General features: G+C 53.1%; 25 protein-coding genes and 1 pseudogene. 3 read left to right on the forward strand and 23 right to left on the reverse strand.

Annotation, left to right across the window (positions count from 1 at the left end; translation table 11 throughout):
* Window positions 1-29: 29 nt before the first annotated feature.
* Window positions 30-401: pseudogene (locus AU11_RS10890) on the forward strand (IS110 family transposase); the annotation flags it as partial.
* 24 nt (window positions 402-425) lie between these two features.
* Here AU11_RS10890 and AU11_RS10895 read toward each other — a convergent pair.
* From AU11_RS10895 to AU11_RS10990, 22 genes are all read right to left on the reverse strand, one after another.
* The gene (locus AU11_RS10895; protein WP_043319347.1) at window positions 426-1,988 is read right to left on the reverse strand and encodes an SIR2 family protein; all 1,563 of its coding nucleotides are present in this window, start codon (window positions 1,986-1,988) and stop codon (window positions 426-428) included.
* 149 nt (window positions 1,989-2,137) lie between these two features.
* The gene (locus AU11_RS18320; RefSeq protein ID WP_156035287.1) at window positions 2,138-2,299 is read right to left on the reverse strand and encodes a hypothetical protein; all 162 of its coding nucleotides are present in this window, start codon (window positions 2,297-2,299) and stop codon (window positions 2,138-2,140) included.
* Complete coding sequence (locus AU11_RS17775) at window positions 2,296-2,829, reverse strand: hypothetical protein (RefSeq protein ID WP_051687185.1); 534 nt, start codon at window positions 2,827-2,829, stop codon at window positions 2,296-2,298. Before AU11_RS17775 ends, AU11_RS18320 begins: the two co-directional genes overlap by 4 nt.
* Before the next feature lie 194 nt (window positions 2,830-3,023).
* Window positions 3,024-4,580 carry an IS1182 family transposase gene (locus AU11_RS10905; protein WP_043315428.1) on the reverse strand — a complete coding sequence of 519 codons (1,557 nt, stop codon included), beginning with the start codon at window positions 4,578-4,580 and terminating at the stop codon, window positions 3,024-3,026.
* Between the two features lie 188 nt (window positions 4,581-4,768).
* Entirely contained in the window at window positions 4,769-5,587 is an 819-nt protein-coding gene (locus AU11_RS10910) for a TIR domain-containing protein (protein ID WP_043319349.1), read from the reverse strand.
* 153 nt (window positions 5,588-5,740) lie between these two features.
* Window positions 5,741-6,418 (reverse strand): hypothetical protein, encoded by a 678-nt coding sequence (locus AU11_RS10915; RefSeq protein ID WP_043319351.1) that lies wholly within the window; start codon window positions 6,416-6,418, stop codon window positions 5,741-5,743.
* Window positions 6,419-6,556: 138 nt separating this feature from the next.
* On the reverse strand, window positions 6,557-6,937 hold the full coding sequence (locus tag AU11_RS10920) for a hypothetical protein (RefSeq protein ID WP_043319353.1): 381 nt from the start codon (window positions 6,935-6,937) through the stop codon (window positions 6,557-6,559).
* Between the two features lie 593 nt (window positions 6,938-7,530).
* The gene (locus AU11_RS18325) at window positions 7,531-7,962 is read right to left on the reverse strand and encodes a hypothetical protein (RefSeq protein WP_156035288.1); all 432 of its coding nucleotides are present in this window, start codon (window positions 7,960-7,962) and stop codon (window positions 7,531-7,533) included.
* Window positions 7,963-8,123: 161 nt separating this feature from the next.
* Window positions 8,124-9,494: a hypothetical protein gene (locus tag AU11_RS10925; RefSeq protein ID WP_043319355.1), complete on the reverse strand. Its 1,371-nt coding sequence runs from the start codon at window positions 9,492-9,494 to the stop codon at window positions 8,124-8,126.
* Between the two features lie 592 nt (window positions 9,495-10,086).
* Window positions 10,087-10,593, reverse strand: coding sequence for a hypothetical protein (locus AU11_RS10930; RefSeq protein ID WP_043319357.1), 507 nt, complete (start codon window positions 10,591-10,593; stop codon window positions 10,087-10,089).
* A 608-nt stretch (window positions 10,594-11,201) separates the two neighbouring features.
* On the reverse strand, window positions 11,202-11,582 hold the full coding sequence (locus AU11_RS10935; protein ID WP_043319359.1) for a hypothetical protein: 381 nt from the start codon (window positions 11,580-11,582) through the stop codon (window positions 11,202-11,204).
* A gap of 296 nt (window positions 11,583-11,878) precedes the next feature.
* Window positions 11,879-13,765 (reverse strand): DNA topoisomerase IV subunit B, encoded by a 1,887-nt coding sequence (gene parE, locus AU11_RS10940; RefSeq protein ID WP_043319361.1) that lies wholly within the window; start codon window positions 13,763-13,765, stop codon window positions 11,879-11,881.
* A gap of 47 nt (window positions 13,766-13,812) precedes the next feature.
* Window positions 13,813-14,457 carry a YqiA/YcfP family alpha/beta fold hydrolase gene (locus AU11_RS10945; RefSeq protein ID WP_051687186.1) on the reverse strand — a complete coding sequence of 215 codons (645 nt, stop codon included), beginning with the start codon at window positions 14,455-14,457 and terminating at the stop codon, window positions 13,813-13,815.
* A 66-nt stretch (window positions 14,458-14,523) separates the two neighbouring features.
* Window positions 14,524-15,186, reverse strand: coding sequence for a hypothetical protein (locus tag AU11_RS10950; RefSeq protein ID WP_043319363.1), 663 nt, complete (start codon window positions 15,184-15,186; stop codon window positions 14,524-14,526).
* A gap of 201 nt (window positions 15,187-15,387) precedes the next feature.
* Complete coding sequence (locus AU11_RS10955; protein ID WP_043320421.1) at window positions 15,388-16,191, reverse strand: metallophosphoesterase; 804 nt, start codon at window positions 16,189-16,191, stop codon at window positions 15,388-15,390.
* Window positions 16,192-16,254: 63 nt separating this feature from the next.
* Window positions 16,255-16,800 carry a DUF1249 domain-containing protein gene (locus tag AU11_RS10960; protein ID WP_051687187.1) on the reverse strand — a complete coding sequence of 182 codons (546 nt, stop codon included), beginning with the start codon at window positions 16,798-16,800 and terminating at the stop codon, window positions 16,255-16,257.
* A gap of 269 nt (window positions 16,801-17,069) precedes the next feature.
* Window positions 17,070-17,720 carry an NUDIX domain-containing protein gene (locus AU11_RS10965; RefSeq protein WP_043319365.1) on the reverse strand — a complete coding sequence of 217 codons (651 nt, stop codon included), beginning with the start codon at window positions 17,718-17,720 and terminating at the stop codon, window positions 17,070-17,072.
* 32 nt (window positions 17,721-17,752) lie between these two features.
* Window positions 17,753-18,325, reverse strand: a complete 573-nt coding sequence (locus AU11_RS10970; protein WP_043319367.1) for a DUF4136 domain-containing protein — start codon at window positions 18,323-18,325, stop codon at window positions 17,753-17,755.
* A gap of 130 nt (window positions 18,326-18,455) precedes the next feature.
* Window positions 18,456-19,040 carry a DUF4136 domain-containing protein gene (locus AU11_RS10975; protein WP_043319368.1) on the reverse strand — a complete coding sequence of 195 codons (585 nt, stop codon included), beginning with the start codon at window positions 19,038-19,040 and terminating at the stop codon, window positions 18,456-18,458.
* A gap of 74 nt (window positions 19,041-19,114) precedes the next feature.
* The gene (locus AU11_RS10980) at window positions 19,115-21,475 is read right to left on the reverse strand and encodes a PqiB family protein (protein ID WP_051687188.1); all 2,361 of its coding nucleotides are present in this window, start codon (window positions 21,473-21,475) and stop codon (window positions 19,115-19,117) included.
* On the reverse strand, window positions 21,472-22,143 hold the full coding sequence (locus tag AU11_RS10985; RefSeq protein ID WP_051687189.1) for a paraquat-inducible protein A: 672 nt from the start codon (window positions 22,141-22,143) through the stop codon (window positions 21,472-21,474). Before AU11_RS10985 ends, AU11_RS10980 begins: the two co-directional genes overlap by 4 nt.
* The gene (locus tag AU11_RS10990; RefSeq protein ID WP_231491854.1) at window positions 22,140-22,844 is read right to left on the reverse strand and encodes a paraquat-inducible protein A; all 705 of its coding nucleotides are present in this window, start codon (window positions 22,842-22,844) and stop codon (window positions 22,140-22,142) included. The genes AU11_RS10985 and AU11_RS10990 overlap by 4 nt, the downstream gene beginning before the upstream one ends.
* Window positions 22,845-23,356: 512 nt before the next feature.
* On the opposite strand from AU11_RS10990, the gene AU11_RS10995 reads away from it, so the two are divergent.
* Both AU11_RS10995 and AU11_RS11000 read left to right on the forward strand, forming a co-directional pair.
* Entirely contained in the window at window positions 23,357-24,853 is a 1,497-nt protein-coding gene (locus AU11_RS10995) for a TolC family outer membrane protein (RefSeq protein WP_043319370.1), read from the forward strand.
* A gap of 171 nt (window positions 24,854-25,024) precedes the next feature.
* Window positions 25,025-26,047 (forward strand): NAD-dependent epimerase, encoded by a 1,023-nt coding sequence (locus AU11_RS11000; RefSeq protein ID WP_043319372.1) that lies wholly within the window; start codon window positions 25,025-25,027, stop codon window positions 26,045-26,047.
* A gap of 12 nt (window positions 26,048-26,059) precedes the next feature.
* On the opposite strand, the gene AU11_RS11005 is transcribed toward AU11_RS11000, so the two are convergent.
* The gene (locus tag AU11_RS11005) at window positions 26,060-26,782 is read right to left on the reverse strand and encodes a 3-deoxy-D-manno-octulosonic acid kinase (protein WP_043320426.1); all 723 of its coding nucleotides are present in this window, start codon (window positions 26,780-26,782) and stop codon (window positions 26,060-26,062) included.
* Between the last annotated feature and the right edge of the window lie 30 nt (window positions 26,783-26,812).

A 26,812-nucleotide genomic window follows, 5' to 3' on the forward strand; every position in this document is an offset into this window, starting at 1 on the left:
TAAACGCGACAACTACGTTGACAGATACCGCGGTTCCTGGGGTAGGCAAATTACTGGCTACTACGCTAATAGCGGAACTGCCGGAGCTGGGTAACCTGAGCCCCAAGGAGATCGCAGCACTCGTCGGCGTAGCACCATTTAATAGAGACAGCGGATCACTCAGGGGGAAGCGTCGAATAAGAGGTGGCAGAGCATCTGTTCGAACGATTCTCTATATGGCGACCCTTTCATCGACGATTCACAATCCGATGATCCGAGAGTTTTATAAACGGCTCGTGAACCAGGGCAAACATAAAAAAGTCGCCCTCACGGCCTGCATGCGGAAGATGATCGTAATACTAAATGCCATGGTGAGAGACGGAACTTACTGGGGAGAAAGCGACCTCAAGTTGGCAGCTTGACATCACAGTCGCTTGTTAAGCGCGCTACCAGCCGTAGACAATTCGGTCGTAGTAACATGAAAGTTTTCTAAAGTAACTGGAGGCTGAGCATACTTTATAATCAAATTTATCTATGTTTTCTATCAAAAAGTCTCGAACCGCATTGGCATCAAACCTTTCAGGTTTCAAGAAACTCAAGAAAATTGCGGCATTCTCAGGAGTACAACTCTCTATAATTTCAGTCGTGGTGCTTTCCTTATGATTCTTTACGAAGGACCTTGCATGCGTTTTCGTATGAAATGCGTCCTCTTTTCTATTCAGCCATTTGGAAAGGTCCAAACCCGACTCATCATACTTCGCTTGAGAGTCAATACCGATTTCGCTTAGATACTTATATACTGGAATATAAGAAGAGCCTTTACCGACGCTAGGTATTGTAGACTCAACTATTTTGGTCGCGTCAAAACCTCCGTCATTTCTAAGTAAATCAGAAAACAGGTCTATCGCCTGAATTGCCTGATATCCATACTTTGCTACCGCCTGCTGCTCTTGCTCTTCCCTTTCTTTAACTACGCCCACGCCAACTACAAATTCAATATCATCTTTATTCTCCACTTGATCGATATCTACTACGCATATTTTTTCTTCGGGGCTTTGTGTCTTAACGATTTCGTATAGCTGCTCCTTGCAATAACGTAGAACTCTAGCTGGTATTTTACGTTTTGTTTCGTGAATGGCCTCATATACGGATACAAAGGAGTTCGATTTAACTACGATAATAGGGATTCTTATTCCGTCAACTGTTAAGAACGTCTCTGAAACTCCTTCTTTTTCGTTATCCCTTAATCTTTGTACAAAAATTAGGTTGTTCTTTAGTTGCTCCCCCGCGCTTTCACCGATGCATTTCGAAACCGACAGCAGAAGAGATGCAATATTTTCATCAGATACGGAATAGCCGATAAATAGAACGGGATGTTCGACAAATATAGTTATCAACTTTGCTGCTAAATATGCGTTCCGTTCATTAAACTCCGAATAGTCTTCATCGGTCAACACCAAGCTTTTTGACCTGCTACTGCAACCGTGTATTTTATATATTTCGCCAATGGATTGCGGATTGGAAAAAAGTAATTCTTTTTGGCCAATATAGACTTTATAATCGGGAAAAAGCTCCTCCAGTAGTTGGTCCCAATTCGTAGTAATTATTCCGTCAACATTGAGTTGACTTATTAAATCCAACTCATCTGAATAATCAGACTCTTTGTACTTGCCAACCGACACAGATTTTAAGTATTCACATATTTCTATTCTAAGTGCAGAGGTTATGTCTTTAACCTTGCCCTGATTTTTATTTCTACTTCCCTCGTATGCATCACTTGACCACCAGTACTCGTTGAAGTCTTCACTCATTAGCTTGGCTACGGCAGGCAAATTTCCGTTTGCCTTAGAAAGATAATATTCATATGGCCTAAGACCGTTGCAAAATTTGGATAGTAACCCATTCCAGTCTTCCAACCCGAGATAACGCCTTGAAAAACCTGACCCGACGAACAAGAAAGGCCCCGCATGGGCGTTTAGGAATATTTCTTTGAGTTCTTCTTTGATCATACCTTCTTCAACACTATTAATGGGCTTTATCGCTTAACGCCCAGCGCAGGCGCAGCCAGCGCGGAGCGCATTTTGTGTTAATGTTTGAGCGCAGCGAGTAACACAAAAGGTGCGTAGCGTTGGCTGTCGCTCTGCCGCTGATTGTTAACCTATTCTTGCTCGTCACTACGATCAATGAGGTTTTCTGGGGAACCAAGGGTGCTATCTTTCTCAAGCTCTTCCTTGACATCTTCAGGAAGAGGTTTGAATAGCTCTTTTGCTCTCTCTTCGGCTTTTCTCTTAGCCTGCTCGTATCTTTCTTTATCGTTCATAAATCTCTCACCAGGTAATGTGGATTACCTTTCTTTGGTCCCACCAACTTGAAACCGCCGTGCGACATGTAGTATTTGATGAGTTTTTCATTCATTGGCTCCATGATCCGGATCTTTTTGGCGCCAATCAGATCACCATAAATTTCATAAGCCAGCAAAGATATATTGAACATTTCACCAGCATACGGACAATTTTTCGGGGCTCGCTCTATGAAATCCAATCGCATTTCAGTGCCTCTAAATGTAGGGCGCCCGAGAGACATAGAGCAAAGGGTATTCCCTAGCCATACCGACATATCAAATGACTTTGGATAGAAAACTTTGTAGCTTCGAGAGAACGCCCAGTCCCAAGATACTTTCCTCTTGTCCACATCTTTCCAAGCTTGAAAAGCGTTCAACGCCTTATGGTCAATACCCTCGATATTAAGAACTCCCCTCAAATTTGAGGGCAAGCTCTCTTTTGCAATGTCTCTTGCCTGCGCTCGAAACACGTCATACCGTTCTAACGTTTCCTTGTGTGACGGTTGCATTTTTTCTCCTTAAATATGCTGGATTGGCTCATAGGTTAACGAGCCTGTAGAAAAACAACTCCCAGCAGTCGTCGCCTCAAGGCTCTTTTCTCGTTTACATACTGACCGCCATTTAACCACACTAATTTCACTTACTCACGCATGCGCGTATTTTCACCATATCGCCCCAAAATTAATGCAGAAGCCCCTAGGAATTAATGTACTGCGCCGTATCGCATCAACTTTTCGATATTATGCACCAAGCAGAACATCTGCCACTGTCCCTGCACCTTGTGTTTTCCACGCAACGAGAAGCGACTCAGTCGCTTGTTTGTGCCAATATTACCGAAGACTGGCTCGACCACCGACATGCGATGACTGTAAATTGTCTTGCCTTCCACGCTATCGACCCGTCTTTTCATCCAGTCCGTTGCTGTTTTACCATTCGTCCAAGTAAAAGAGACTTGTCGTCCGTGGCCATCCCGGGTATCCGCCGATTCGGGATTGCGCATACATTGGCTTTTTAGCGGGCAGTGTCGACAGTCTGTGAGTCGCCCTTCAAAGTGAAGTTTTTGCTTCCCCTCGCTGACGCGCTCATCTCGGTAGAGCAACATTTCATTGCCGGCGGGGCAGATACAGGTCTTACTTCTTTTATTGAGTCTGAACTCGCTAGCGGGCAGAACCTGCTTAACGCCCTTTACCGTATCTTGGTGACGCTTACCGTGTTTTTCTTTTTGCTTGGCAAACGCCTTGTCGCGGGAACGGAACTGGTTGTCGGGAATGAAGGCATTGACACCTTCACTTCTCAGCATCTCGTTATTAGATTCACTTGAGAATCCGGTATCTGCGGTAACAATGACCTGGTCCGAAAGAATATCCTCGGCGATACCTGCGTTCCGATAACGCGTGTTAATGCCGTCAAGAATCGGCTTTAAGGTATGCGCTTCCTGCCCTTCCCCGAAGGCTTGCGCCTCCACGACAATCTGATGTTTCTTGTCGACCGCCGCAATTCCGTTATAGCCCTGGATGGTGCCTTTACTAGTCTTCATCTTGGCCGACTCGTTGTCGGTGATGTTACTTTTTACTTCTTTCGGTTTCTTGCCCTGCCCCATCCTTGGGGCTTGCGTCTTTAGGAAGTTGTCGATCTTTTCAAAGTGCTTCTCCAAGGTCTTCTGCGCCTGCTCGAGACGCTGCTTTCGCTCCCGTTCGGCGGGCTTCCTTCCATCCAGCTTCTTATGCTCTGAGAGACAATGACGGATCTTCTTGCGGATCTTCGCCTGCTTTTGCTCGAGCTCTTTAAAAGTTCCAGAGTGTGACTTGCTGGCATTCGACGACATCTTGCAGCCATCAATGGCAAAGAGTTCATTACCCAAAAGACCTTCCTGGTCGCAAACCATCAGCACCTGCTCAAAGACAGACTGTATGGCATCGGGATAACTACTGACAAAGCTGGCAATGCTGGTGAAGTGCGGCACGCTGTCACAGGACAGAGCTTTGAACAGTATATTATGCTCACACTGCCATTGGATCTCCCGGCTAGACGTGATGCCTTTGGAGTAAGCGAACAGGATAATCTTCAAGAGAATAGCCGGATCGTATGCAGACCGCCCACCACCTTCATTCTTGTACTTGTCGTAGAAAGCGGAAAGATTGATACGGTTATCGATCAGGTGATGCAGCGTGTACTCGAAGGTATTCGGCTGCAATTGATCTTCGAAATTGATTACAACCATTGTGTCCTGGCTGTAATTATAGGGCTTGAAGTTGGGCATGACGGGATCTCGGAACCGGGCCCGCAGATTTTATCAAAATCTACTAGGTTTTTAGAGTTTTTCTACAGCCTGAACGCCGCGCACAGGGGCGGCTTACCTTGCGCACTTTATATGCAAAATTGAGCGAAGCGAATGCACATAAAGTGCGCAAGGTAAGGCGTCCCATTGCTGCGCTTTGTTAACTCACTTCAAATTAGCCTGTTAAAGTCGATTTCATAGCCAGCCGCTTTCATTTCTTTGGCTATGTCTAGCTGCCAATCTTTATCACTTATATAAACGATACCGCTTATATCGTTAGGCAGCTCTATTGCGCCTTCGACTAAGGGCGTCACATTTTCACGACCGAGCTTTCCAATTAGAAACCCATGCTCGAATACCACGTTCTGTCTCGCGCGGGATCTTAGCTCACCTTTTTCAGCTTCATCTTTCACATTACCCATATCATCAGCGGTATATAGAACAATCCCGAAGCTTACATCATTTGAATAATTTTCTATTTTTTCGATGATAGTCATACTTCGGCTTGCTTGCTCATGGAGTATGATCGCTTCAAAACCAAGTTTTTCTACAAATCTCGCCGTTCGCTCTTTTGCCTCTCCATCATGACCATGCACTATGAAAACCTTATTCTTTGGTTTCTCACTCTGGCTAACTGTTATAGAAACATCTTCATCTTCATTTTTTTCACGAAAGTCATATTCATCATTTTTAACGTCGATAATAAGAGAGTCTATGTACGATAACATCGTCTCTCCATCTTGCCGCCAAAATGTTTCCGCATCACTTTCTCCACGTCTAACTACAAATACATTATGAATAAGTTTTGAGTTCAAAGTGGAGCTTTCACCTGGAAGGTGATCATCTAAAAATTGAGCAAACTTACGACGCCAAGCATCAAATCTTTCTCTGCCAAAATTTCGACCACGAGTATCGTAAGCCTGTAGGACTTCGCCAGTAAGTCTATCCCTGAACACATTCAAGTTTTCGATTATTCTTTGTTTTTCCATCCGATCCTTCTCAAGAGTTAACGCCCGCAGCAGAGGCGACCAACGCTATGCACATTTTGTGCGATACTGGGAGCGCAGCGACCCGCACAAAATGTGCATAGCGTTGGGCGTCCCGCGGAGGCCCGAAGGGCCGGAGCAAACTGCCTGCGATTGTTAAGTAGCATTATATGCAACTGCGTGAATCCAGCCACCAAAGTTCTTACTATACCGTTTGATAAAATCAAGTTGTCGACTAAATATTTCCTTACGTTCTATATCGTAACCTCCAGCAACATAAAGCTGTCGAGTCGAGGGTTTAATTTTTGAATGAAGCAACATATGGGTGGCGTGACTATAGCCATTATAAAAATTTTTAGCGCGCACTAGAAATTCGACCCCGTTTTGATTCAACCCCAGTAACTCTTTATTTTTGACAACTATTTCAATTACTTTGTCAGCTCTAGTGTGACTGCTCTTCTTTTTGTAGTCTTCAAAGAAGTTGAACTCATGCTTTCCATTGGCAACACGTAATTTAATTTCTTTTTTAAGTAAAGCGGAGTAACACAAAGATTCATATGAAATTCGCATCGAATTACCTGCGGGAGCTATATGCCCGAGAGATAACAATTGAGTCGCAGTTACAGCTGATTCAATAGCTACGAAAATATAACCTGAGACTGAAGAAGCACGATAAGATTCATCGTTATAGCAAGGTGATTTTTCTAACAGAGAAAACGCCTTTGAAAATATTTCTGAAAGCTCTTCAATCTCGACCTTGAAGTCATTTAAGAATAGTTCTCTAGCCTCAATATCATCAACCGTGATGTGCTTAAAAAGATCTGAGCTTTGCACGAACTCTCCTTGCTACTTAACGCCCAGCGCAGGCGCAGCCAGCGCGGAGCACATTTTGTGTTAATGTTTGAGCGCCAGCGAGTAACACAAAAGGTGCGTAGCGTTGGCTGTCGCTCTGCCGCTGATTGTTATGCACTTTTAGTGCTCGATCCCTACCACAAGGGCAATTGGATACTCTCTATCTTCTTGGGATACGGCTAAATACAAGATATAGTCTTCACGCTCCCAAACAGCGGAAACATAAGAACACGGAACATAGAATTCATCTTCGATTTCGTCATCTAGACCATCTAAACTTGATGAGAATTTGTGCTCACCATATTTTTCATCGAGTGCAGACGCTAGTCTCTTGAGACTTTCAGAAAATTCTTGGACTATCGAATCTATCAACTCGTCATCATACTGCTCTTCTTCACCTTCAAGAAGACGAAATTTAATTACTTGAACAACCTCTTCTCCAGAAGAAATGAGACCTTCAACATGGCTCACGATATCTTCCGAAATTTTTACTTCTACCATAATCTCGAATTTCCTGAGGATGCATAACGCCGCCAGCAGGGGCAGCTTACCTTGTGCGCGTTTTGCGCAAAATTGGGAGCGCAGCGACCTGCGCAAAACGTGCACAAGGTAAGCTGTCCCGCGGAGGGCCGAAGGCCCGGAGCGAACTGCCTGGCCTTGTTAGTGTTGATGAACGTTGATGCCACCAAACGTAACTTACCGACAATTTGCAACGCGCTTGTGATGTAACCAACTCACTTTGAGCGGCACGTTTGGGAGGTACGCACCACGCTTATCCTTGAGTGGCTAAATTGCCCAAAAGGAATTAACCACTTTACTAGCCTCGCCGCCATTCACCAACTTTTAGAATGGAAGCCACTGAAGGCCATTAAAAGCGTCTCGTAAAATCCCTGCTTGCGAACTCAGCTCTACGGAGCACGGAGCCGCCGAATGCTTTCCGAATACTTTTAACTTTCGAGGCGGCGACACTTTGAACCCAAACACTAACGCCGCGCACAGGGGCGGCTTACTTTATGCGCGTTTTGCGCAAAAATGGGAGCGCAGCGACCAGCGCAAGACGTGCATAAAGTAAGCCGTCCCTTTGCTGCGCTTTGTTAGGCGCGCCGCTCTCGCAGCAACCCCCTGAGCAGGAGAAATCCTGCTAAAAATGATACAAGGCCACCAGCAAACATTACATACATATTTCGATATGGTGAACCAACTAAGTGAATGTATTCATGATTTTGAGGTGAATACACAACCTTAACTACTTCTTTTTCCGAAAGATCATCTTTATGGACAAGATACATAGTTTTGCCATCAACGCTCAATTCATGCTCATATAATGATCTATATCTATCGATTACATGAAGATCACAAAGAAGATCTCTAGGATTGCACTTTCTTTCACTGAACTTGGAAACGCTCAATATTTTGGCTTTTTCTTCTACACCCCAAATTCCCAAGTAGAAAATTTTGGGGGCTGATTCATATAGCAGAAATACTCCAGCCAATATAAAAACGATACCTAAAGCGTTTACTCTCACCAGGACCTAGCTCTCTAGCCGCCTAACGCATAGCTAAACGGCGCACAAAGTGGAGCTGGTTTGTGCGAAGATTTGCGAAGCAAATGCACAAACGAGCGGAGCTTTGGGCGTCCAGTGGAGGCCGAAGGCCGGAACGGTGTTTGAGCGAATTGTTATGGCATTTAAACACAGGCTTCTGAAAATCGCTCGACCCATAGCTGACCTTCCACCAGCTCGTTGTATGCTTCTTCTATATCATATTTCTTTAAAGCATTATCGACTCCTGGACTTGCAGCAACGATCTCACAATCGCCAAGCAGAACAGGAGGTAGATCAAAAGATGAAAAGTCATACATCCCCTGTTTGGCCGCTAACTTTTTATCGAAGTTTTTCAAGAGCGATCCAGACAGCTCTGCTATGCATTTGATTGGTGAGTTTGACAAAGTTTGTGAGGCAACTTCAACTTCGCGTCTCGCAGCCATTATAACTTCATGATAGTTAATCCCCATAGCTTCCAATGAAGCTGAGATGCCTTTGCGTATCTCTTCATCATTTTCGTATTTACTCTTTGGCATAAGAAGACAGATCAAATAAAAGACGTACCCTCTATCTCTGCTTTTTATTGAGTTTTTACAAACTGCCTCTAGTGGCTTGTTCGTGTCAATATGAAGTGTCTTTCTGGCAAGATCAGAAAATGAAATATCGTCAAAGCACTTGTCAGTGAAATTAAGAACAACTGTCGCGATTCTTTCGCAAACTGTATAAGCCATAATAACATCAGTAAATCCGTGAATATTGGCTACCAGGTGTGCGCATGCTGAGTACTCAGTAAGCTCATGATTGTATATGAATTTTAAAGACTCTTTCTGTAGCTGGGAAATTTCTACTATGCGGGTATCTTCTGGAAGTGCATTCACTAGAAAGCTCTTGTAGAGAATTTCCTGCGCCATAGCTGAAACCTCTAAAACTGCAATCATCGAGAGAGGGGATCTTACAATTCTCTCCTGACTAGAGTTCCCAAATGAGATAAAAGTTATGGGAACATCGGAGAGCTCTCCGTTGTTCTTGAACCTTTTGCCTGAAGTAACCAGATACGACCAAGGAGTAGAAGGATCTACGCCCGGGGTCTTTGCGGTATAATAGTCTGGAAGTTTGAAAGACTTAGCTAAATCAAAAAAATATTTAGCTTTATGATACTCGCTTTCTTCTGCCCCAAATATGTCGTGATTAGTCAGGTATGCCTCATTTAAGCAAAGTAAAAAACTCGCCCCCCAAGCAGTCGATGTGGAATCAACAAAGTGGGTGTATTCATGAAAAGAAAGACCGTATATTTTTTTGAGAGCTTCATATAGATCATATTCAAGATTTCGATTTAATATCCCATCTTTGTAATCACCTCTCGACAGCAATTCCCCTAGGTGATTGAAATCATTAATATTGAGTGAATCCAGCGATATAGTTAGGGTCATAAAGTCAAATGAACCAAGAACGTCCGCCTTAGAAAAGCAGTTCCAACGCTCGCTAGTCTTCTTTCTTTTTTGTAGTAAATTCATGCCAGATTATTTTTATCGATAAGGGATAGGTGTAAGCCATAACGCCGCGCTCAGCCGCAGCTTGCTTTGTGCGCATTTTGCGCGAAAATGGGAGCGACAGCGACCGCGCAAAAGGTGCACAAAGTAAGCTGTCGGCTGCAGTGCCTTGTTAACGTGCGATGCCCTTTGAGGCACTACGGATTAAACTTTTCACTTGAGACTTGCCGCCCGCACCCCTTTAGCAAGGGTAAAAGTAACCACAGATCTCTCAGAATCTTACGAAAATCCTGGTCTTTAAAACGCCATCCGAATTGAGCCCAAAACTTGCAGCCCACTGTTTTAAGTAGGCTCAGCGACTCTCCACAACTTGGAAAGCCCGCGCCAAGCCTGACGAAACAACATCCCTTCTATGCGAGCGTGGATTCAACCACAATCCGAATTTTAAAACTTTAAATCTCGGCTTTTCACAGTAGACCAATGAACTATGTTCTTGCCTCTACACGTTAACGCCGCGCTCAGCCGCGGCTAACTTTGGGCGCTTTATGCGCGATAATGGGAGCGTAGCGACCGCGCATAAAGTGCTCAAAGTTAGCCGTCGGCCTGCAGCGCCTTGTTAGCATTTTTCGCGCTCCCAAACTGGGTCATACTTTTTCTGTGTTATTAACTGATGCAGTGATAATAGTGCAACATGTATTTTTGCGGAGACTTCTTTTAGCTCGGATAGAGATACATTTCTTACTTGTGTTTTTAAAACACCTCTTGCCTCTATCTTAGTTGTTTGAACCTTATTGATAGAATCATTGTAGAAAAGACCATTATGCAAGTAATGATTTCTTTGTTTCTGAGCCTGCTCAATAAGCTTGGCAGTTTCCTGATACATTTTTAGATTAGGGAACATCTCCTGAAGCTCATTACACAAAGTTTTAATGATGTCCACTCTTTGTTTGAAGTTGGAATGAGCCGTTAATACAGAAACCCTCCAGTGATCTTCCCTGTTTATGCCAGAAAGATAATTTATTGCATTATTTACACTTGACTCCAAAGCCCCCCAAAGAGCAGTTATTCTCCCCAATTCTAGTAAGTATTCATCTGGAGCTGGGAAATTTTCTGGGAAATTCATTCTTCGTTTCTCTTTGGAATGCTAACGCCGCGCTCAGCCGCAGCTTACTTTGGGCGCATTTTGCGCGAAAATGGGAGCGACAGCGACCGCGCAAAAGGTGCACAAAGTAAGCTGTCGGCTGCAGTGCTTTGTTAACGTGCGATGCCTTTTGGGGCCCTACGGATTACATTTTTTACATGAGACTTACCGCCCGCCCCCTTTTGCAAGTGTGAAAGTAACCACAGATCTCTCAGCATTTTACGAAAAACCTGGATTTAAAAACGCCATCCGAACTGAGCGCAAAACTTGCAGCCCGCTGTTTTAAGCAGGCTCAGCGGCTCTCCACAACTTGGGAAGCCCGTGCCAAGCCTGACGAACCAACATTCCTTCTATGCGAGTGTGGATTCAACCACAATCCGCCATTCCAAAATTTTTAATCTCGACTTTTCTCAGTAGGCCAATGAACAATTTTTTGGCTCTACACGTTAACGCCCGCAGCAGGGGCGGCTTACCTTGTGCGCATTTTGCGCGAAAATGGGAGCGAAGCGACCCGCGCAAAAAGTGCACAAGGTAAGCCGTCCCGCGGAGGCCCGAAGGGCCGGAGCAAACTGCCTGCGATTGTTAGTAGCTTACTCCACGTTGCTTTTTAAAAACTCCGCGAACTCGGACGTAGAGCTCTCATAAAACAAACGCAATATTCTCTCAACTTCAGCTACGTTTTTATCTATAAAAACTCTAAACGTATTAATTTTGAAAAATGGACCAAAGAAACGTCTACGCCTCGATGTAGAAGCTGATATACACCACGCTCCTTCATCAAATTTTGAAATAGACAAGGACGACTCATTGAATTCGCCAGTTTGAAAGATGAGTAACTTCTGAGAAGATTCCTCTTCTTTGTTTTCCCACTGGAAGCTCTTATAGAGACAAATGGCTTCTTCCATCGTTGGTTTCGCAGGAATATTTTGCTCTGCCTCTTCATCGTAATAGCCGCAATATACCAAATTCATTTTCTTCTTCCTTGAAAATACGCTATGACGCGAATTGGCTACTAACAGTTTTATTCAATAGCCCCAGATATAGACATAATGTCTACATCTGGGCATGAGATGTCTATATATACCCATAATGGCTATATATAGGCATTTCACCTCTTCTCGCACATGTCTATATCTAGGCATAAATGCACTGCCCCAGACTACTACCAAGGCGCCTCATTCGACTCGACCCTCGCCATGCGAATCGGCTTTAAGGCAGTTTTGCGCACCGTATGAACAATAAAGCCCCGCATTGCGGGGCTTTATGATCAGCTGACTTCGGCAAGGTTGCCTTTGCTTTCCAGCCACTGCTTGCGGTCGCTCGCGCGCTTCTTGGCGAGGAGCATATCCAGTAGCTGATTGCTGTTGTCACCCGCGTCTATATACAGCTGTACCAGCCGCCGCGTGTTAGGATCCATGGTGGTTTCGCGCAGCTGCAAGGGGTTCATTTCACCCAGACCTTTAAATCGTGTTACCTGAATTTTGCCTTTCTTTTTCTCGGCACTGATACGGTCAAGAATTCCCTGGCGCTCGGCGTCATCCAGTGCGTAGTAAACCTCTTTGCCAATATCGATGCGGAACAGCGGCGGCATGGCTACGTACACGTGGCCGGCGGTAATCAATGGGCGGAAGTGGCGCAGGAAGAGTGCACACAGGAGCGTTGCAATGTGCAGGCCGTCAGAATCGGCGTCGGCGAGAATACAGATTTTGTTGTAGCGCAGCCCCTCCAGATTGCCGCTGCCGGGATCCACGCCGAGGGCGACGGCGATATCGTGCACTTCCTGGCTGGCGAGGATTTCGCTGGAATCTACTTCCCAGGTGTTCAGAATCTTTCCGCGCAGGGGCATGATGGCCTGGAATTCGCGGTCGCGCGCCTGCTTGGCGGAACCACCAGCGGAGTCCCCTTCCACCAGAAAGAGTTCGGAGCGGCTGGCATCGGCACTGGAGCAGTCGGCAAGTTTGCCGGGTAATGCGGGGCCTTGGGTGACCTTTTTACGCGCGACTTTTTTGGCCGAGCGCAGGCGCTTTTGTGCATTGCTGATGCAGAGCTCGGCAAGTTTGTCGCCGTCTTCCGTATGCTGATTGAGCCAAAGGCCGAACGCATCTTTGGCCACACCGGAAATAAAGGCGGTGGCTTCACGGGAACTGAGACGCTCCTTGGTCTGGCCGGAAAATTGCGGGTCGGCGAGTTTGGCGGAGAGCACGTAGGAGCACTGTCCCCAGATGTCTTCCGGGCCGAGTTTAACGCCCCGCGGAAGCAGGTTGCGGATCTCGCAGTACTCGCGCATAGCGTCCAGCAGTCCCGCGCGCAGTCCATTCACATGGGTGCCGCCCTGGGCGGTGGGGATCAGGTTGACGTAGGACTCGGCGGTAACCTCACCGCCTTCCGGCAACCATTGCACGGCCCAGTCTGCGGCTTCGGTCTGCGCGGCGAAGTTGCCGATAAACGGCTCGGCGGGCAGCACTTCCCAGCCCTGATTGGCGGCTGCGAGGTAGTCCTTGAGGCCATCTTCGTAGTACCACTGGTCAGACTCGCCATCCTGCTCATTGATAAAGGTGACGTTGAGGCCGGGGCAGAGCACCGCCTTGGCACGCAGCAGGTGGCGCAGGCGCGGTACGGAAAATTTATGCGAGTCGAAATATTTGGGATCCGGCAGGAAGCGCACGCTGGTGCCAGTAGTGCGTTTGCCACATTCGCCGACGACTTCCAGGTCGGAGGCTTTTTCACCATCCTGGAAACCGATGCGGTGCACCTTGCCATCCCGCTGGATGGTCACTTCCAGTACTTTGGACAGGGCATTCACTACGGAAACACCGACCCCGTGCAGGCCACCGGAAAACTGGTAGTTGTTGTTGGAGAACTTACCGCCAGCATGGAGCGTAGAGAGGATCACTTCCACTCCGGGGCGCCCCTGCTCCGGGTGGATATCCACTGGCATGCCACGGCCGTCATCACTGACGGAGATGGAGTGGTCTTTATGCAGCACCACTTCGATTTTCTTGGCGTGCCCGGCGAGGGCTTCGTCGACGCTGTTGTCGATCACTTCCTGGGCGAGGTGATTGGGGCGCGTGGTTTCGGTGTACATCCCCGGGCGTTTTTTCACCGGGTCCAGGCCCGTCAATACCTCGATATCTTCTGCGGAATAATTAGCCATAGAGTTCTGCTCGCCGTGGCCGGCGCCTATTGCTTGGGTGTTGTTATTTATTGACTGGAAAACAGGAAATCTACCAGCGCGGGCATATGGCGGGCAAATTCCTGAAAGCTGTGGTCACCACCATCTTCGATGGTTTGCTGCTGACCGCGATAGAAGGCTTCCGCCTCGCGATAGTCCAGAGTTTCATCACCGCGCTGTGCCAGTAGCCAGTAGCGACCACTGAGCGTCGCGGGAATGGTGGATTCCAGCTGCCGCATGTTATCCACATCCTGGGGGCGCAGGCGATAGGTATTGTCCTCGCCACTATAGGGCTTCAGCTCCTGCCCCAGATAATTCGGCATAAACCGTGACGGGGTGACCGCGGGATTGACCAGCACCGCCGGAAGCCGGTGTTGCTCCGACAGCCAGGTACTCCAGAAGCCGCCCATGGAGCTGCCCACCAGGCCGATGGGGCCATGATGGGTATTTTTGAAATCGGCCAGCGCCTTGCCCAGTGCCATGGCGGCTTCTGCCGGATAGGGCGAGATCAGTGGTGCGTAGAACACGATATCCGGGCGCGCCTGTTGTAACCACGCCTTGAGCTGCTGGCACTTGAAGGACTGCGGGGATGACAGGAAACCATGCAGGTAGACCAGCAGTGGGCGCTCCTGAGGCGCCAGGGGGCGATGTTGAGGGTTGGCATGTTGCGACATGCTGGGGATTATAACGATGCCGCCGGCAGAAGTACCGGCGGCATTGCGGATGTTCTCTATGTCCGCTTACTGAAGTGACTCGTCGAGGCTGGCGAATGCGCGGCGCAGATCAATTTTCATATCGCGCCAGAAGGTGACGCTGGTAAACCGCTCGAAGCGGCCACCCGGGCCGAGGCTGCCGAAGTTTTCTCCGATATCCCGGCGATCGCTGAAGCGCATTAGCGGGTTGCCCTCGAGGTCGGTCAGCTCACCGGAAAGGGTGCCGTAGGCACTCTGGTCGGTGTAGACCCGCCACAGCCAGGGTTGCGGATCCAGCGGCGCGCCGAGGGCGAAGCGGCTCAGATCGAGCTGCATCACGTAGTCGGCTTCCGCCTTGTCCGTTACCAGCTGACTCTGGCGCGGAGCAAGGAAGCGCTCACTGAGGGTTTCCCCCATCACTTCCTGCAGCTTCACCAGGTCTTTATCGCGGAACTCGTAATCCTTGGCCCGCAGTGGTGAGCTGGCCGTGGGGAAGCGCTTGCTGTACTCCACACCCACCGGTTCCAGATATACCTTGGCACCACTCATATCGAACGCATATGCGGCACTGACGCTGTCCAGGCCGGTTTCACGGGGAATCAGGCCATCGGCCTGGTCCTCAGGCGTCGCCACCAGCTGCTGGGCGCAGCCAGCGATAAACGTAGTGGCAAGCAATAGCAGGGGCAGGACGTTTTTAGGGATTTTCTGCATGGTGACCTCACTTCCTGATGAACACGAATGTTGTTGCAGCCGGCGCCGGCAAACTGCCAGCCTGCGGTCTGCAGGAACCCGGTACCACTAAACCGCGAATTCAGGTGCCATCTTAGAATAGATTGGCGGCCGACAAGTCACGTAAGTCAGGTTAAGAAATGCAAATGGATTTTTGATCTGCGTTTAAGGTGCCGTGTGGAATCAGTATCCGGAAGATGCCAGATCGACACTGTATTCGGCGATGACGACCCGCTCTACGCCCGTCTCGTAGTGACCGTCGTCGTGTAGGTCGAACCAGCGGTAACCGGGCATTTCGCTGTCTACGGCGAATGGGCCGCTGCCGGGGGTGAACTGTACCGAAGTGGATGGCGTGGCGTGCAGGCCGATATTGCCCAGGTGGCTGTCGAACTGCTGGTGTACGTGCCCCCAGGTGATGGCGCGCACATTGTCTGCTTTCTGCACCAGCTCGATAAACGTGTCGCGCCCCGCCTTCAGCATATGGCCGTCAATCCAGTGGCTGCCGACGGCTACCGGCTGGTGATGCATCATTAGCATGAGTGGATGATCGGCGTAGTTTTCAAGCAACTGCGCAATGCGCGCGAGCTCGGCCTCATCAAAACCACCACAGATCTGGCCGGGCACACTGGTATCCAGTAACAACAACCGCCAGTTGCCCACATTGACCACTTCCGGGCGGCGTTTTGCTGCCAGTTGATCCATCCGCTGGGGGTTATCGTGATTGCCAGGCAGCCAGAACCAGGGGGACTGTACCCGCTGCATTTTGTGCAGGAAGCGGCGGTAAGAGGCTTCGGAGGCATTCGCTGAGACGTCGCCGGTCACTACCATCAACTCGGGCGTCACCGGGTTTTTTTCCAGGGCGGCGAGCACCTCATCCAGAGTGTGGCCGGTGTCGAGACCCAGCAACTGATAATCCGGCCGGCCGCCAATATGGGGGTCGGTAAACTGGATCAGCCGATGTGCTGCTTGTGCTGGATTGTTACTCACATTCTCACCTTGCCGGTACATCCATGTACGCCTGTACGATGCCCGGCGACTACTCAGGTCTATTCAGGTCGGCGGTTGAGTTCCGAAGGGGAGAGTAACTTCGGCGCGACCATTGGCCAGGCAGTGGGCCAACCACTCACTCAGATAGCGGTTGACCTGTTGGCGCTCGTCTTCATTGTGCATGGCCGGATTGGGATAGCGGAAATTCAGTCCATCACCACCTACCGGGCCCTGTCCGTTCACCGCGACAACTTCCGCCATCCGTGCATCGTGATAGAGGCGTACGGTGATCGGCGGCGGGGTCAGCCAGTGTTTGTCCTTGTCGCTGGATTCGCTGGCCGAGGCCTGAAGACACACCTCGGTGGTGTACCTGCTACGATCCAGCACGGCGACTTCCAGGGTCCCGTTAGGGATCTGGTAGCGCCAGCTCTGATTATCTGCGAGCTCCGGCATCAACTTGCACAGGCGAAGGTAGTTCGCATCGCAATCGGCGTGATAGGTGGGTAAGTCCACACGAAAGCGGTCCTTACCAGCCGCCGCCGGGCCACGAGAGCTCTCTCGCGCTGGCGATGCCGTTTTGTTTCGGCCTGTGTCTGCCGGTACCGCCATTATCGACACTCCTGTTGAGTTCACGCCGTGACTGATCTCTCAAAATATCTGCGGCGCGGTGAAATTTCGACGCATCTTGCCAATTTACGAACAAAAACCGACCAAATCAGCAGCTGCGTCATCGCCCGATACTGGCAGCCTGGAAGCAAGGGGCTGGGAGGCACACACCGCTAGTAACCGTTCACTACCTTGGCAGTATCCAGCGGTGATTGCCATTAAAGTGTAACTATCAGGGGAATGATAAGGTCAAGATAGGCTGATCCATCCAATCAGAGATTGGGGTGCGCCTCCGCAGCCTGGTCCAGCTGCGTCCGGTTGAGCTGCAACCACTGCAGACTGATGATGCTGGCGGCATTGTCGATGGCTGCGTCACCGCTCTCCATAGCGGCGATCACGCTATCCAGGGGGAAAACTCTGAGACAGATATCTTCATGCTCGTCCGCCAGGCCAAATACCCCCTCTGTACCCCGCAGGTCGGTACAGGCACAAAAAAGGTGCATGCGCTCGCTGGAGCCGCCGGGGCTCGGCAGGTAGCTGCGGATATAGTGAAGGTCCTGCACCTGTATGCCCGCCTCTTCCTGCAGCTCTCGACGGGCGACCTCCTCGAGGGATTCCCCGTCTTCCACCATCCCGGCGACGACTTCCAGACACCAGGGGCTCGGGTCTCGCTCCAGGGCACCGATGCGGAACTGCTCGGTCAATGCAACCAGCTGGTGCTGCGGGTCGTACAGAAGCACCCCCACGGCGTTGCCGCGCACAAACAGCTCCCGCTCCATTTCCTCCCCCCAACCACCGCGGTAGAGGCGGTGACGCAGGCGCAGTTTGTGCATTTTGAAGAAACCGTCATACACGGTCTGGCGCTGGATAATATCCACCGCGCCGCGGGTAAACTGGGGGCGCAGATCCGTTTTTTCACTCATTCGCGCGTTCCTGTGTGGCCAACTCGCCGGGCTCAGTCGAAGCCGACATCATTGTAAGGCGGGAAGCGGGCGAGAATCTGGCTGGCCTCCTGACGCAGCTGAAACAGCTGCTGCTCCGGCGCATCGTAACGACCGGCTACAGAGGGCATAGACCCACGCCACAGGGGCGCCTCGTCCGGCGAGAGAACATCCACTATCAGCGACGACTCACGATATTCACGCACTCGCAACGGCGCACGCCAGCCGAACCCGAAATAGCGGTAGCCACCGTAAATGGAAAACGGGTCTTCGTAGACCGCGACTTTATCGGCGCTGAACAGCTGTACCCGCACCAGAAAGTCCGCTTGTTCGCGGCTGGCGGCGGGTTGGTAGCTGCCTTTGAGAATGTCATCCACCGCCTGGCTCGCACGTTTGCTTTCAAACGGTGAGACAGGCCCATTGGCGAGGGTGTCGAGCAGGTAGTAACTGCGCAGGTTGGCAAATTTGTAGGTGGGGTCGTAATCGACCGCCACCGGATTAGGGGCTGCGCAGCCGGCCAGCAGCAGGGCGGCGAGCAGCCCCAGAGTAACGGCGGCAAGCGGTGTACGTCGTTGCAGTGAAGCCATGACTTCTCCCGGTAGTGCGTTGAGAGTCGCGGCGTCCCTGCCGAAACTGTTATTTGTTGTGCGTAAAATATCTGAACAATATGGTGGGCCTATTTGTGAGAGGGATTCTATCCCTAATCACTCCCTCCGATCATGAGGCCGGCGGCAGGTCTTTCAGCAGCTCACCCACGGCACTGTTCAGAATCCGCTGGCGCTCTTGCTTGTCTTCCGGGCGCGCAATCAATTTGGTAGCACTGCCGCCCCAGATGGGCATGGCATTTTGCGGGCCGATCCCCACAGAGAGGGTGACTTTAGGCGCGCCGCTGCGATCCGGCAATTCAACCACACCCCGCTGGGCGTTGCTGTCGAACTGGGAATCCCAGCTTTCGTTGTTGTCGTCGCTGGCAAACTCCTCTTCCACCACCGCGATCTGATAATCCACCACCATCTGCGCACTGTCGGTGCTGGCCACCTGGCGATACCCGCGGGACTGCAGCAGGCCACCCACCACCTGACGCAACTCGGTGTCCAGCTCCACCAGCTGTGCCGGTGCGCCGGTATCCGCACTCAGGGCTTCCGTACCCCAGGCATAGGTTTGAAATGCGACCGGAGCACCGGGAGACTGGATACGCTCGATTTTTGTCGGTGTCCCACAGCCGGCGAGCCCGAGGGCGACGCCCAGCGCGAGCATCATAGCGACAACAGGCGCGGTAACAGGTTTGTGCATAATTCCCATAAAAGCTTCCTTAGGTCCTTGGTGCGACGAAGGTGCGGCGATTCGCTGAGCTCCGCAAACGAAACTCCTTCGTGTTATTTGAAACTGTCTTCCAGAGCCGGATATAACTCGATTTTCGGGCTCCACAGCAACCACTCGTCTTCCGGCTTCCCGTACAGTGGATAATGGCTGCCGGACTCTACTTCAAGCCCCATTTCCGGGTTGTTCGGGGTGGCGAAGGCAATGCCGCCGGCCAGCAGTGCCTGCGTTGATTCGGTGTGGACATCGAGGCCAGTCATCAGGCCAAAGTTGACGTCCACACCGCTGGCATTCCAGAAGCGCGTGTGCTCCCGCACCAGGGTGCGAAACTGGGGCTCAATATAAACATAGATGTAAACCCGGTCCGCCAGTTCCCCAAGCTGGTATCCGGTCACGCGCCCAACCTGCACCTGACGGTAATACACCGGGCTGCCGCGTTTCAGTGAACCCCGTCGCGGTGCATCCAGAATCAACGCCAGACCGGGCATCATCATGGTATCCGCAAGGTCCGGTTCCGGCTTGGCGGCCATGGCTACAAACTCGGTCTGCGGGTCGTTGCCGCTGCCCGGCTCCAACTCGAGATAGGGTCCGGTAACCAGTGTTTCCAGATTGCCCACGCCATCCAGGCCCAGCTTCGGCCCCACTACCCACATCCGGGTTCCCGTGCGCGCGAAGCGTTCCGCCCGTCGGTACAGGCGGGCGCGGGCGCGCACACCGTCCATTTCCAGGGTGAGGCGCATACGGGTGATCTCACCCACCTGAATACCCCGGTAGCGCAGTGCCGATCCCACCTTCAACCCCTCATCACCCTTGAGGTCGATATAGATATTGATCCCCTCTTCCTGCGCCTCTTCACGGCTGCTATACAACCGGAAACTGTCACCGGTGCGCGCACTTTCCGCGTTCTTGCTGTGATGGGGTCCGCTACCGAAGGCAATACCACCGCGCACCACGGACAACAAAGCGTCGGTTTCCACCTCGATACCCTCGAGACTGGCGCTGGCGCGCACGCCACTGACGTTCCAGAAGCGGCTATCGCTATTGACCAGATGTGCGTAGGGGGGATCGATCACCACGTACACCTCTACCCCGGAGCCATCGGGTAACAGCGCCATCCCCTGTACCCGCCCCACTTCAATCTGGCGGTAATACACCGACGCCCCCCGCTGCAGAGAGCCGGTACTGCGCGCGGTCAATGTGAGGTGTAGCCCGGGCACTCGCGGATCGCGCTGGGGCGGTTTCGACGCGGCCTCAAAGGTGCGCACCGAGCGCTTGCCTTTGCGCAGATCAACCTCGATGCGATTGCCTTTCAGCAGGTCGTTTACCCCAGAGGTGAAATCCAGGGTGGGTGGTGCCAGCCAGAAGCGGGTATTTTCACTGAGCAGGTCGTCGGTGATGGGATCCATCAGTACCTTCACCGACATACCATTGATGCTGCGATTGGCCTTGACGCTGCTGACCTCCCCCACCTTGATACCCTGGTAGATCACCTCAGTGGAGCCCTCTGCCAGGCTGACCCCGCGATCAAAATCCAGCGTAATGGGAATACCTGCGTCGGCCTCGGCAAAATTTTTGTACAGTTTGAACGCGTTGCCGTCTTCCGCCTGGGGCGAATGGCGCTGAGACTCGGGTGTGTAGAAACTGACCCCCCCGGCGATCAGTGACGCCAAGGATTCCAGCTCGACATTCACTCCGCTGATCCCGCCCTGGATAGACACTCCGGAGGTGTTCCAGAAGCGGCTACCGCGGTGTACAAGATGGGCGTAGGGGCGACGGATAAACAGGCTGATCTCCACCTCACTGGCATCTTCAGTCAGGCGATAGCTCTCCACCTGCCCCACTTCCAGCTGTCGGTAATACACCGGCGAGCCGCGGTTGAGCGACGCCAGACGCGGAGACTTGAGGGTGATACGCAGGCCGTCACCCCGTACGTTGGGTGGGGCCTCCGTTACCGCCACAAAGTGTTTCTGCGACGGGCCACTGCCGGGCTCGATGGCGATGTAATTGCCAGAGACCAGTGCTTCCAGACCGCGGACGCCCGTGAGCGACACTTCCGGTTTCACCAGCCAGAATTTACTGCCGCGGGTCAATAGATAGGCGGCGCTGTGGTTGAAGCGCACCTCCGCGACGACGCCGTCCTGCCCGTCCAGCTCCTTGGCATTGGGCGCCAGACGGAAGTCCTCCACCACACCGATTTCCACCCCGGAGTACTTCACCGCGGTCTTGCCTTTTACCAGGCCATCGCCGGTGGAAAACAGGATGGTGGCCTTGATATCCCCCTGGGTAAAATCTTCATACAGCAGCCAGGCCGCGATGGCTGCGGCAATCAGTGGCAGCAGCCACACCAGCGAAATCCCGCGACTGCGGCGCGCCACCCCTTCGGGCGGGGCGTCGTAATCCAATGGCGGTTCGCTCATTCGGTCTCCCTGTGCGTTTTATTCTTTACCGCTGTACTCGCCTGCAGCCTGGCTTCGTATACGTCCCACACCAGGCGCGGATCAAATGCGCGCACCGCAAACATGGTCACCACCACCACGGTAGCGAAGGCAGTGCTGCCGGCGCCCGCCTCCACTTCGGCAATGGCTCCCATATCCACGAGCGCCACAAGAATAGAGATCATAAACAGGTCCAGCAGAGACCAGCGGCCGATAGCATTGACCACCCGGTAGACCCGCATGGCCTGACGCGGTGCCACATTCAGGCGCCACTGTACGATGAGGCACAGAATCACCAGCCCAACCAGCTTCATCACCGGCACCGCGATACTCGCCACAAACACGATCAACGCGATGCCCCAGAGTCCATTCTGGTACAGCTCCAGGGCGCCGCCGATAATCGTACTTGGCTCACCGGCCCCCAGATAGATGACCGTCATCACCGGCAATATATTCGCCGGAATCAGCAGCAGCGCGCCGGTAATTGTCAGCGCCCAGGTCAGCATCAGACTGGATTCGATCCGCCCGTGCATACGCGCACCGCAGCGCGGACACAGGCAGCTTTGCGTCTGCGGCGACACCCGCACCAGCTGGCGGCAACCGAGGCAGGTCCAGAACCCGTGAGACAATGCGCGCGCCGGACGGTTCACACGGTATCCTCTTCTTGGTTGCGCTCCGCAGCGTCACTTTGTGCGCGGCGACGCGCCAGCCTTGCCCAGATGGTTTCCGCGTCAAACGACACGGAAGTGGCACTGGCCACCACCATCATGGCAACAAAGCAATAAAGACCGGGCTCCACAGTCATCTTGCCCAGATCCGACATTTTCACCAGTGCCACCAGAATGCCGAGCATATACACATCCAGCATGCCCCACTCCTGCAGGTGGTGATACCAGCGCAGGGCGCGCGCGACCGGCCCGGCCATGCTGGCCCAACCGCTACCCCAGCAGATAAACCCCAGCAACAGGAATTTCCCCAGCGGCGCCAGCACACTGCAGAACAGTACGATGGAAGCCAGCCAGATATAGCCGGCGGCAAAAAGTGCCTGCACACCGTTCATCAGGGTGTTTTCGGCACCAAAAGAAAACAGCGAGAACTCCAGTAGCGGCAGGGTTGCGGTGGGGATGAACAGTAGCAACCCACACAGGCTCAGTGCCGCGGTTTGCGCCACACTGCGGTCCATATTGCGATGCAGGGAGGCGCCACAGCGCGGGCACAGCAGACTCTGCCCCACCGGGGCATGGGCGCGCGTCAGCAGCAGGTCGCACTGGTGGCAGGCCCGCTGCCAGGCAACAGGCCCGGTATCCGGGTTTTGCGTATGCCGGCAAGTCTGATCCAAACCCTGCCCCATAAATCGTCTGCGCGCTCCGTGTATCCGCTTTTTCCGGTGTGAATCCCACCTGCCAGCCCCGGAATTTCATCTTCCACGCGGCCGCGCACCTGCGTGCATCCATTCGGCGCCAGTGGCGCGTCTGATGGGCGGGAACGGCGGAAAGCCGATGGGCGGGCAAATATTTGTCACTGGACGCGCATTCGCGTCCGTTTAACGAAGATATACCAATTTGCCCCAACCGTCGCCTCGACGCTCCTGCGGGCGGACGGTACACTCTCGCGACCGCGGGCCCGATCTCCGTCTTGTAAACGGATGCCAGCAATAAATGCTAACGAGAAGGGGCCAAGCCAGCATTGCCTTCAGAGCACTCGACAGACTGGCTCCAGAACCATTTCACGCGCATAAATAACGAACAGTGCGCAGTGAAATGCAATGCGGGGTTTACAGGAAAGCAGTGGGCGTTGGGGTTCGCATACCACAGACGCCACCGGAAACTTGAAGACCGCAGCTGTCACAGGAAATCAAACGAAATGACAAGAAGTGCAAAAGGGCGCATCGCACGCAAGCTGGGACGCCCGATGAAATCTCTGCTCGCCGCGACCGTTTTGGGGTTGGGTACCGGGCTTGGCGCCATTCAGGCGCAAGCGGACACTCTGTGGGAGGTGTACCTGCAGGCACTGGATAACGATCCACAACTGGCCGCGGACCGCGCAGCCTACCGCGCGGGTCTCGAAGCCAAAAATCTCGGCCGTTCGGCGCTGCTGCCTCAGGTGAACGCCTCCGCGGAAGCCAGCAGAACCAAAACTGACGCCACGCGATTCAACTACACCTTTACCGAAAATCAGGTTGTTGTAGTTCCCAACCGCAGCGATACCGATACCGACGAGCGCATTTACTCGGCGACCCTCAGCCAGGCGCTGTTCGATTTGCCGGCTTGGTTCGGCTACAAGCAGGGCAAAACCGCCAGCGAGCAATCTACCGCGGAGTTCAGCGCCAACCAGCAGGACATGATGCTGCGTGTCGCGAGCGCCTATTTTGACGTGTTGCGCGCCCACGATGTACTGGAGGCCGCACTGGCAGAAGAGAAAGCCCTGGCCAAACAGCTGGAGCAGACGCAACAGCGCTTTGAAGTGGGCCTGACCGCGATTACCGACGTCTACGACTCCCGCTCTGCGTACGACAGTGCCGTTGCCCGCCGCCTGACCGCTCAGGACGACCTGTTGAGCAACTTTGACGCTCTCTCGGTGCTGACCGGCCGCAATCACGATGTGGTTGCCCCGCTGCAGCCCAACTTTACCGTTGCCCCACCGGAGCCCGCCGATCGTGCCGCCTGGGTAGAGTTTGCCCTGGTCAACAACTACAGCCTGAAAGCGGCCCGCCTCGCCGCCGATGCCGCCCGCTACGGTGCTCGCGCGGCGGCGGCCGAGCATCTGCCCACACTGACCGGCACCCTGAATTATCAGGATTATCACCAGGACGGTTCCTCCACCACCTCGGTCCCGGGAGAGCTGGACGAGCGCCTGCCCATTTCCACAGACAGCCAGACCAAGTATGCGGCGATCACCTTCAACATGCCGCTGTATACCGGTGGTGGCCTCAGCGCCAGCCGTCGCGAGGCGCGCAACCTGGCCTTCCAGGCGGAAGATATCCGCAACCTGACCGAGCGCAATACCATTCAGAGCACCCGTACCCTGCACCGCGCGGTCACTACCGATACCAGCCGGGTAGAGGCCCGCGAACAGGCTGTGATTTCCGCCAAAAGCGCGCTGGACGCCACTCAGGCGGGTTACGAGGTAGGTACGCGCAATATCGTGGACGTACTGCTGGCTCAGCGCACCCTCGCGCTGGCCCGGACCGACTACGCCAACGCGCTCTACGACTACATCCTCAACACCCTGAACCTGAAACTGGTGGCGGGCCTGCTGGCACCGGAAGACCTGCAGCAGCTGGACACGCGCTTGAATCCGGCCACTCCGGTTTCCCGTGCCCATATCCTCGATAGCGGCGCAGCGAGCTTCAGCAAGTAACCGCTCCCCTATTGAGGGGGAAACCTGACGCGCTTCGCGACTTTTGCGCGAAGCGCAGAAATTGAAGGCCGGTACTGCTATAGTCCCGGCCTTTTTTCCGTCTGGAGAAAACTGGCGCGGCCACTGGCTACAATTGCCGCTACCCAAGATTTATTTGCGATCCAACTATCCATGAAGCACCTGATCACCGGCAATGCCGGCTTTATCGGTTTCCACGTCGCCCGCGCGCTGATGGCCCGCGGCGATGCCGTAGTGGGCATCGACAACGTCAACGACTACTACGAGACCAGCCTCAAGGAAGCCCGCTTGCGCGAGCTGGAACACGCCGCACAGCAGCACGGCGTCGCCTACCAGTTTGATCGGGCCAATATTGCCGATCGCGCAGCACTGGACAGGATCTTCGCCGAACACCAGTTCGACCGGGTTATCCACCTGGCCGCCCAGGCCGGCGTGCGTCACTCGATCGAGCACCCGGAATCCTATGTAGAGAGCAACCTGGTGGGGTTTTCCAACCTGCTGGAGGTGTGCCGCTACGCCAGCACACCACACCTCACGTACGCCAGCACCAGCAGTGTCTATGGCGGCAATACCCAGATGCCATTCAGTGAAGACCACGGTGTTGACCACCCACTGCAGTTTTACGCCGCCACCAAGCGCGCCAATGAGCTGATGGCCCACAGCTACAGTCACCTGTTTCAGATACCGACCACCGGGCTGCGCTTCTTTACCGTATACGGCCCCTGGGGGCGCCCGGATATGGCTCTATTCAAGTTCACCCGCCTGATCCTCGAAGACAGCCCCATCCCTGTGTTCAACCACGGCCATCACACGCGGGATTTCACCTATATCGACGACATCGTCGAGGGTGTGATCAAATCCAGCGACCAGGTCGCCACGGCGGATCAGCACTGGTCCAGCGATGCACCGGTGCCATCCACCAGTAATGCGCCCTTCCGGGTATTCAACATCGGCAATGGCAACCCCGCACAGCTGGTCGACTATATCGACGCGCTGGAAGAAGCACTGGGGAAAAAGGCGATTCGCGAGATGCTACCCATGCAGGCGGGCGATATTCTGGATACCCACGCGGACACCAGCAAGCTGCAGCAGGCGGTGAACTACCGCCCGAATACCAGTGTGCGTGAGGGCGTGGGGAAATTTGTGGAGTGGTACCGAAACTACTATTCGGTATGATTCGAATGAATCCTAGGCCGCCATTTGCGCGCGATAGGCGCTCAGCAACCTGCGCCAGTTGTCTTCCGTGAACTGGAAGCCTGGCAGACGCCCCATTTCCTTGTCCAGGGAGCGGCGCAGGCGCGACACGTTACCGTCCGCATCCTGACGGGACAGCGGGCTGCGGATCGCCCCCTTGTCGAAATCGATCAGATACCAGTCCGCACCCGTCAGTAATATATTGTGTACATTGAGGTCAGCGTGGTACACGTTGTGCCGGTGGAAGCGCGCAATCAGCCCGCCCAGCGCCTCCCAGAGCCCCTCATCTAGCGGCCCCTGACACAAAGCCTCGGCCAGCGTCCGCGAATCCGCTACCCGCTCGGTTATCAACGCACCGCGATAGGCGAGCGGCGGCAGGCTCACGCAGCGCGCCGCCACCGGGCGCGGTACCGGCAAGCCCAGTGCACGCATTTCCCGCAGCATATTGAATTCCCGCCACATCCGCGTATCCGCGAGAGGACTGTGCAGATAGGTTTTCTTGACGACCCGTCCGGCCAGGCCTCCCCGGTGATACTGCTTGAATACCAGCTCCAGGCCGTTGTATTCGAACATGATCGCCGTTCCGCGCTGTACCTGGCGGCCACCGCTCGCCTGCGCCAGCCAATCGGGCCGAAACAGTTTTTCACAGTCGGCACCGACAAGCGCATCGTCAAAAATGATCGAGACGCGCTTGCGCGTGAATTGTTGATACCCCACAGAATGCCCCCAAAAACGCCCCGGACCGGT

Source organism: Microbulbifer sp. HZ11 (genome assembly GCF_000708675.1).
Classification (GTDB): domain Bacteria; phylum Pseudomonadota; class Gammaproteobacteria; order Pseudomonadales; family Cellvibrionaceae; genus Microbulbifer.

Excerpts from the sequence above, each read along its gene's own strand:
- AU11_RS10895 (WP_043319347.1), bottom strand. The coding sequence starts at position 1,988 with ATGATCAAAGAAGAACTCAAAGAAATATTCCTAAACGCCCATGCGGGG.
- AU11_RS18320 (WP_156035287.1), bottom strand. The coding sequence starts at position 2,299 with ATGAACGATAAAGAAAGATACGAGCAGGCTAAGAGAAAAGCCGAAGAG.
- AU11_RS17775 (WP_051687185.1), bottom strand. The coding sequence starts at position 2,829 with ATGCAACCGTCACACAAGGAAACGTTAGAACGGTATGACGTGTTTCGA.
- AU11_RS10905 (WP_043315428.1), bottom strand. The coding sequence starts at position 4,580 with ATGCCCAACTTCAAGCCCTATAATTACAGCCAGGACACAATGGTTGTA.
- AU11_RS10910 (WP_043319349.1), bottom strand. The coding sequence starts at position 5,587 with ATGGAAAAACAAAGAATAATCGAAAACTTGAATGTGTTCAGGGATAGA.
- AU11_RS10920 (WP_043319353.1), bottom strand. The coding sequence starts at position 6,937 with ATGGTAGAAGTAAAAATTTCGGAAGATATCGTGAGCCATGTTGAAGGT.
- AU11_RS10925 (WP_043319355.1), bottom strand. The coding sequence starts at position 9,494 with ATGAATTTACTACAAAAAAGAAAGAAGACTAGCGAGCGTTGGAACTGC.
- AU11_RS10930 (WP_043319357.1), bottom strand. The coding sequence starts at position 10,593 with ATGAATTTCCCAGAAAATTTCCCAGCTCCAGATGAATACTTACTAGAA.
- AU11_RS10935 (WP_043319359.1), bottom strand. The coding sequence starts at position 11,582 with ATGAATTTGGTATATTGCGGCTATTACGATGAAGAGGCAGAGCAAAAT.
- parE (WP_043319361.1), bottom strand. The coding sequence starts at position 13,765 with ATGGCTAATTATTCCGCAGAAGATATCGAGGTATTGACGGGCCTGGAC.
- AU11_RS10945 (WP_051687186.1), bottom strand. The coding sequence starts at position 14,457 with ATGTCGCAACATGCCAACCCTCAACATCGCCCCCTGGCGCCTCAGGAG.
- AU11_RS10950 (WP_043319363.1), bottom strand. The coding sequence starts at position 15,186 with ATGCAGAAAATCCCTAAAAACGTCCTGCCCCTGCTATTGCTTGCCACT.
- AU11_RS10960 (WP_051687187.1), bottom strand. The coding sequence starts at position 16,800 with ATGGCGGTACCGGCAGACACAGGCCGAAACAAAACGGCATCGCCAGCG.
- AU11_RS10965 (WP_043319365.1), bottom strand. The coding sequence starts at position 17,720 with ATGAGTGAAAAAACGGATCTGCGCCCCCAGTTTACCCGCGGCGCGGTG.
- AU11_RS10970 (WP_043319367.1), bottom strand. The coding sequence starts at position 18,325 with ATGGCTTCACTGCAACGACGTACACCGCTTGCCGCCGTTACTCTGGGG.
- AU11_RS10975 (WP_043319368.1), bottom strand. The coding sequence starts at position 19,040 with ATGGGAATTATGCACAAACCTGTTACCGCGCCTGTTGTCGCTATGATG.
- AU11_RS10980 (WP_051687188.1), bottom strand. The coding sequence starts at position 21,475 with ATGAGCGAACCGCCATTGGATTACGACGCCCCGCCCGAAGGGGTGGCG.
- AU11_RS10990 (WP_231491854.1), bottom strand. The coding sequence starts at position 22,844 with ATGGGGCAGGGTTTGGATCAGACTTGCCGGCATACGCAAAACCCGGAT.
- AU11_RS10995 (WP_043319370.1), top strand. The coding sequence starts at position 23,357 with ATGACAAGAAGTGCAAAAGGGCGCATCGCACGCAAGCTGGGACGCCCG.
- AU11_RS11000 (WP_043319372.1), top strand. The coding sequence starts at position 25,025 with ATGAAGCACCTGATCACCGGCAATGCCGGCTTTATCGGTTTCCACGTC.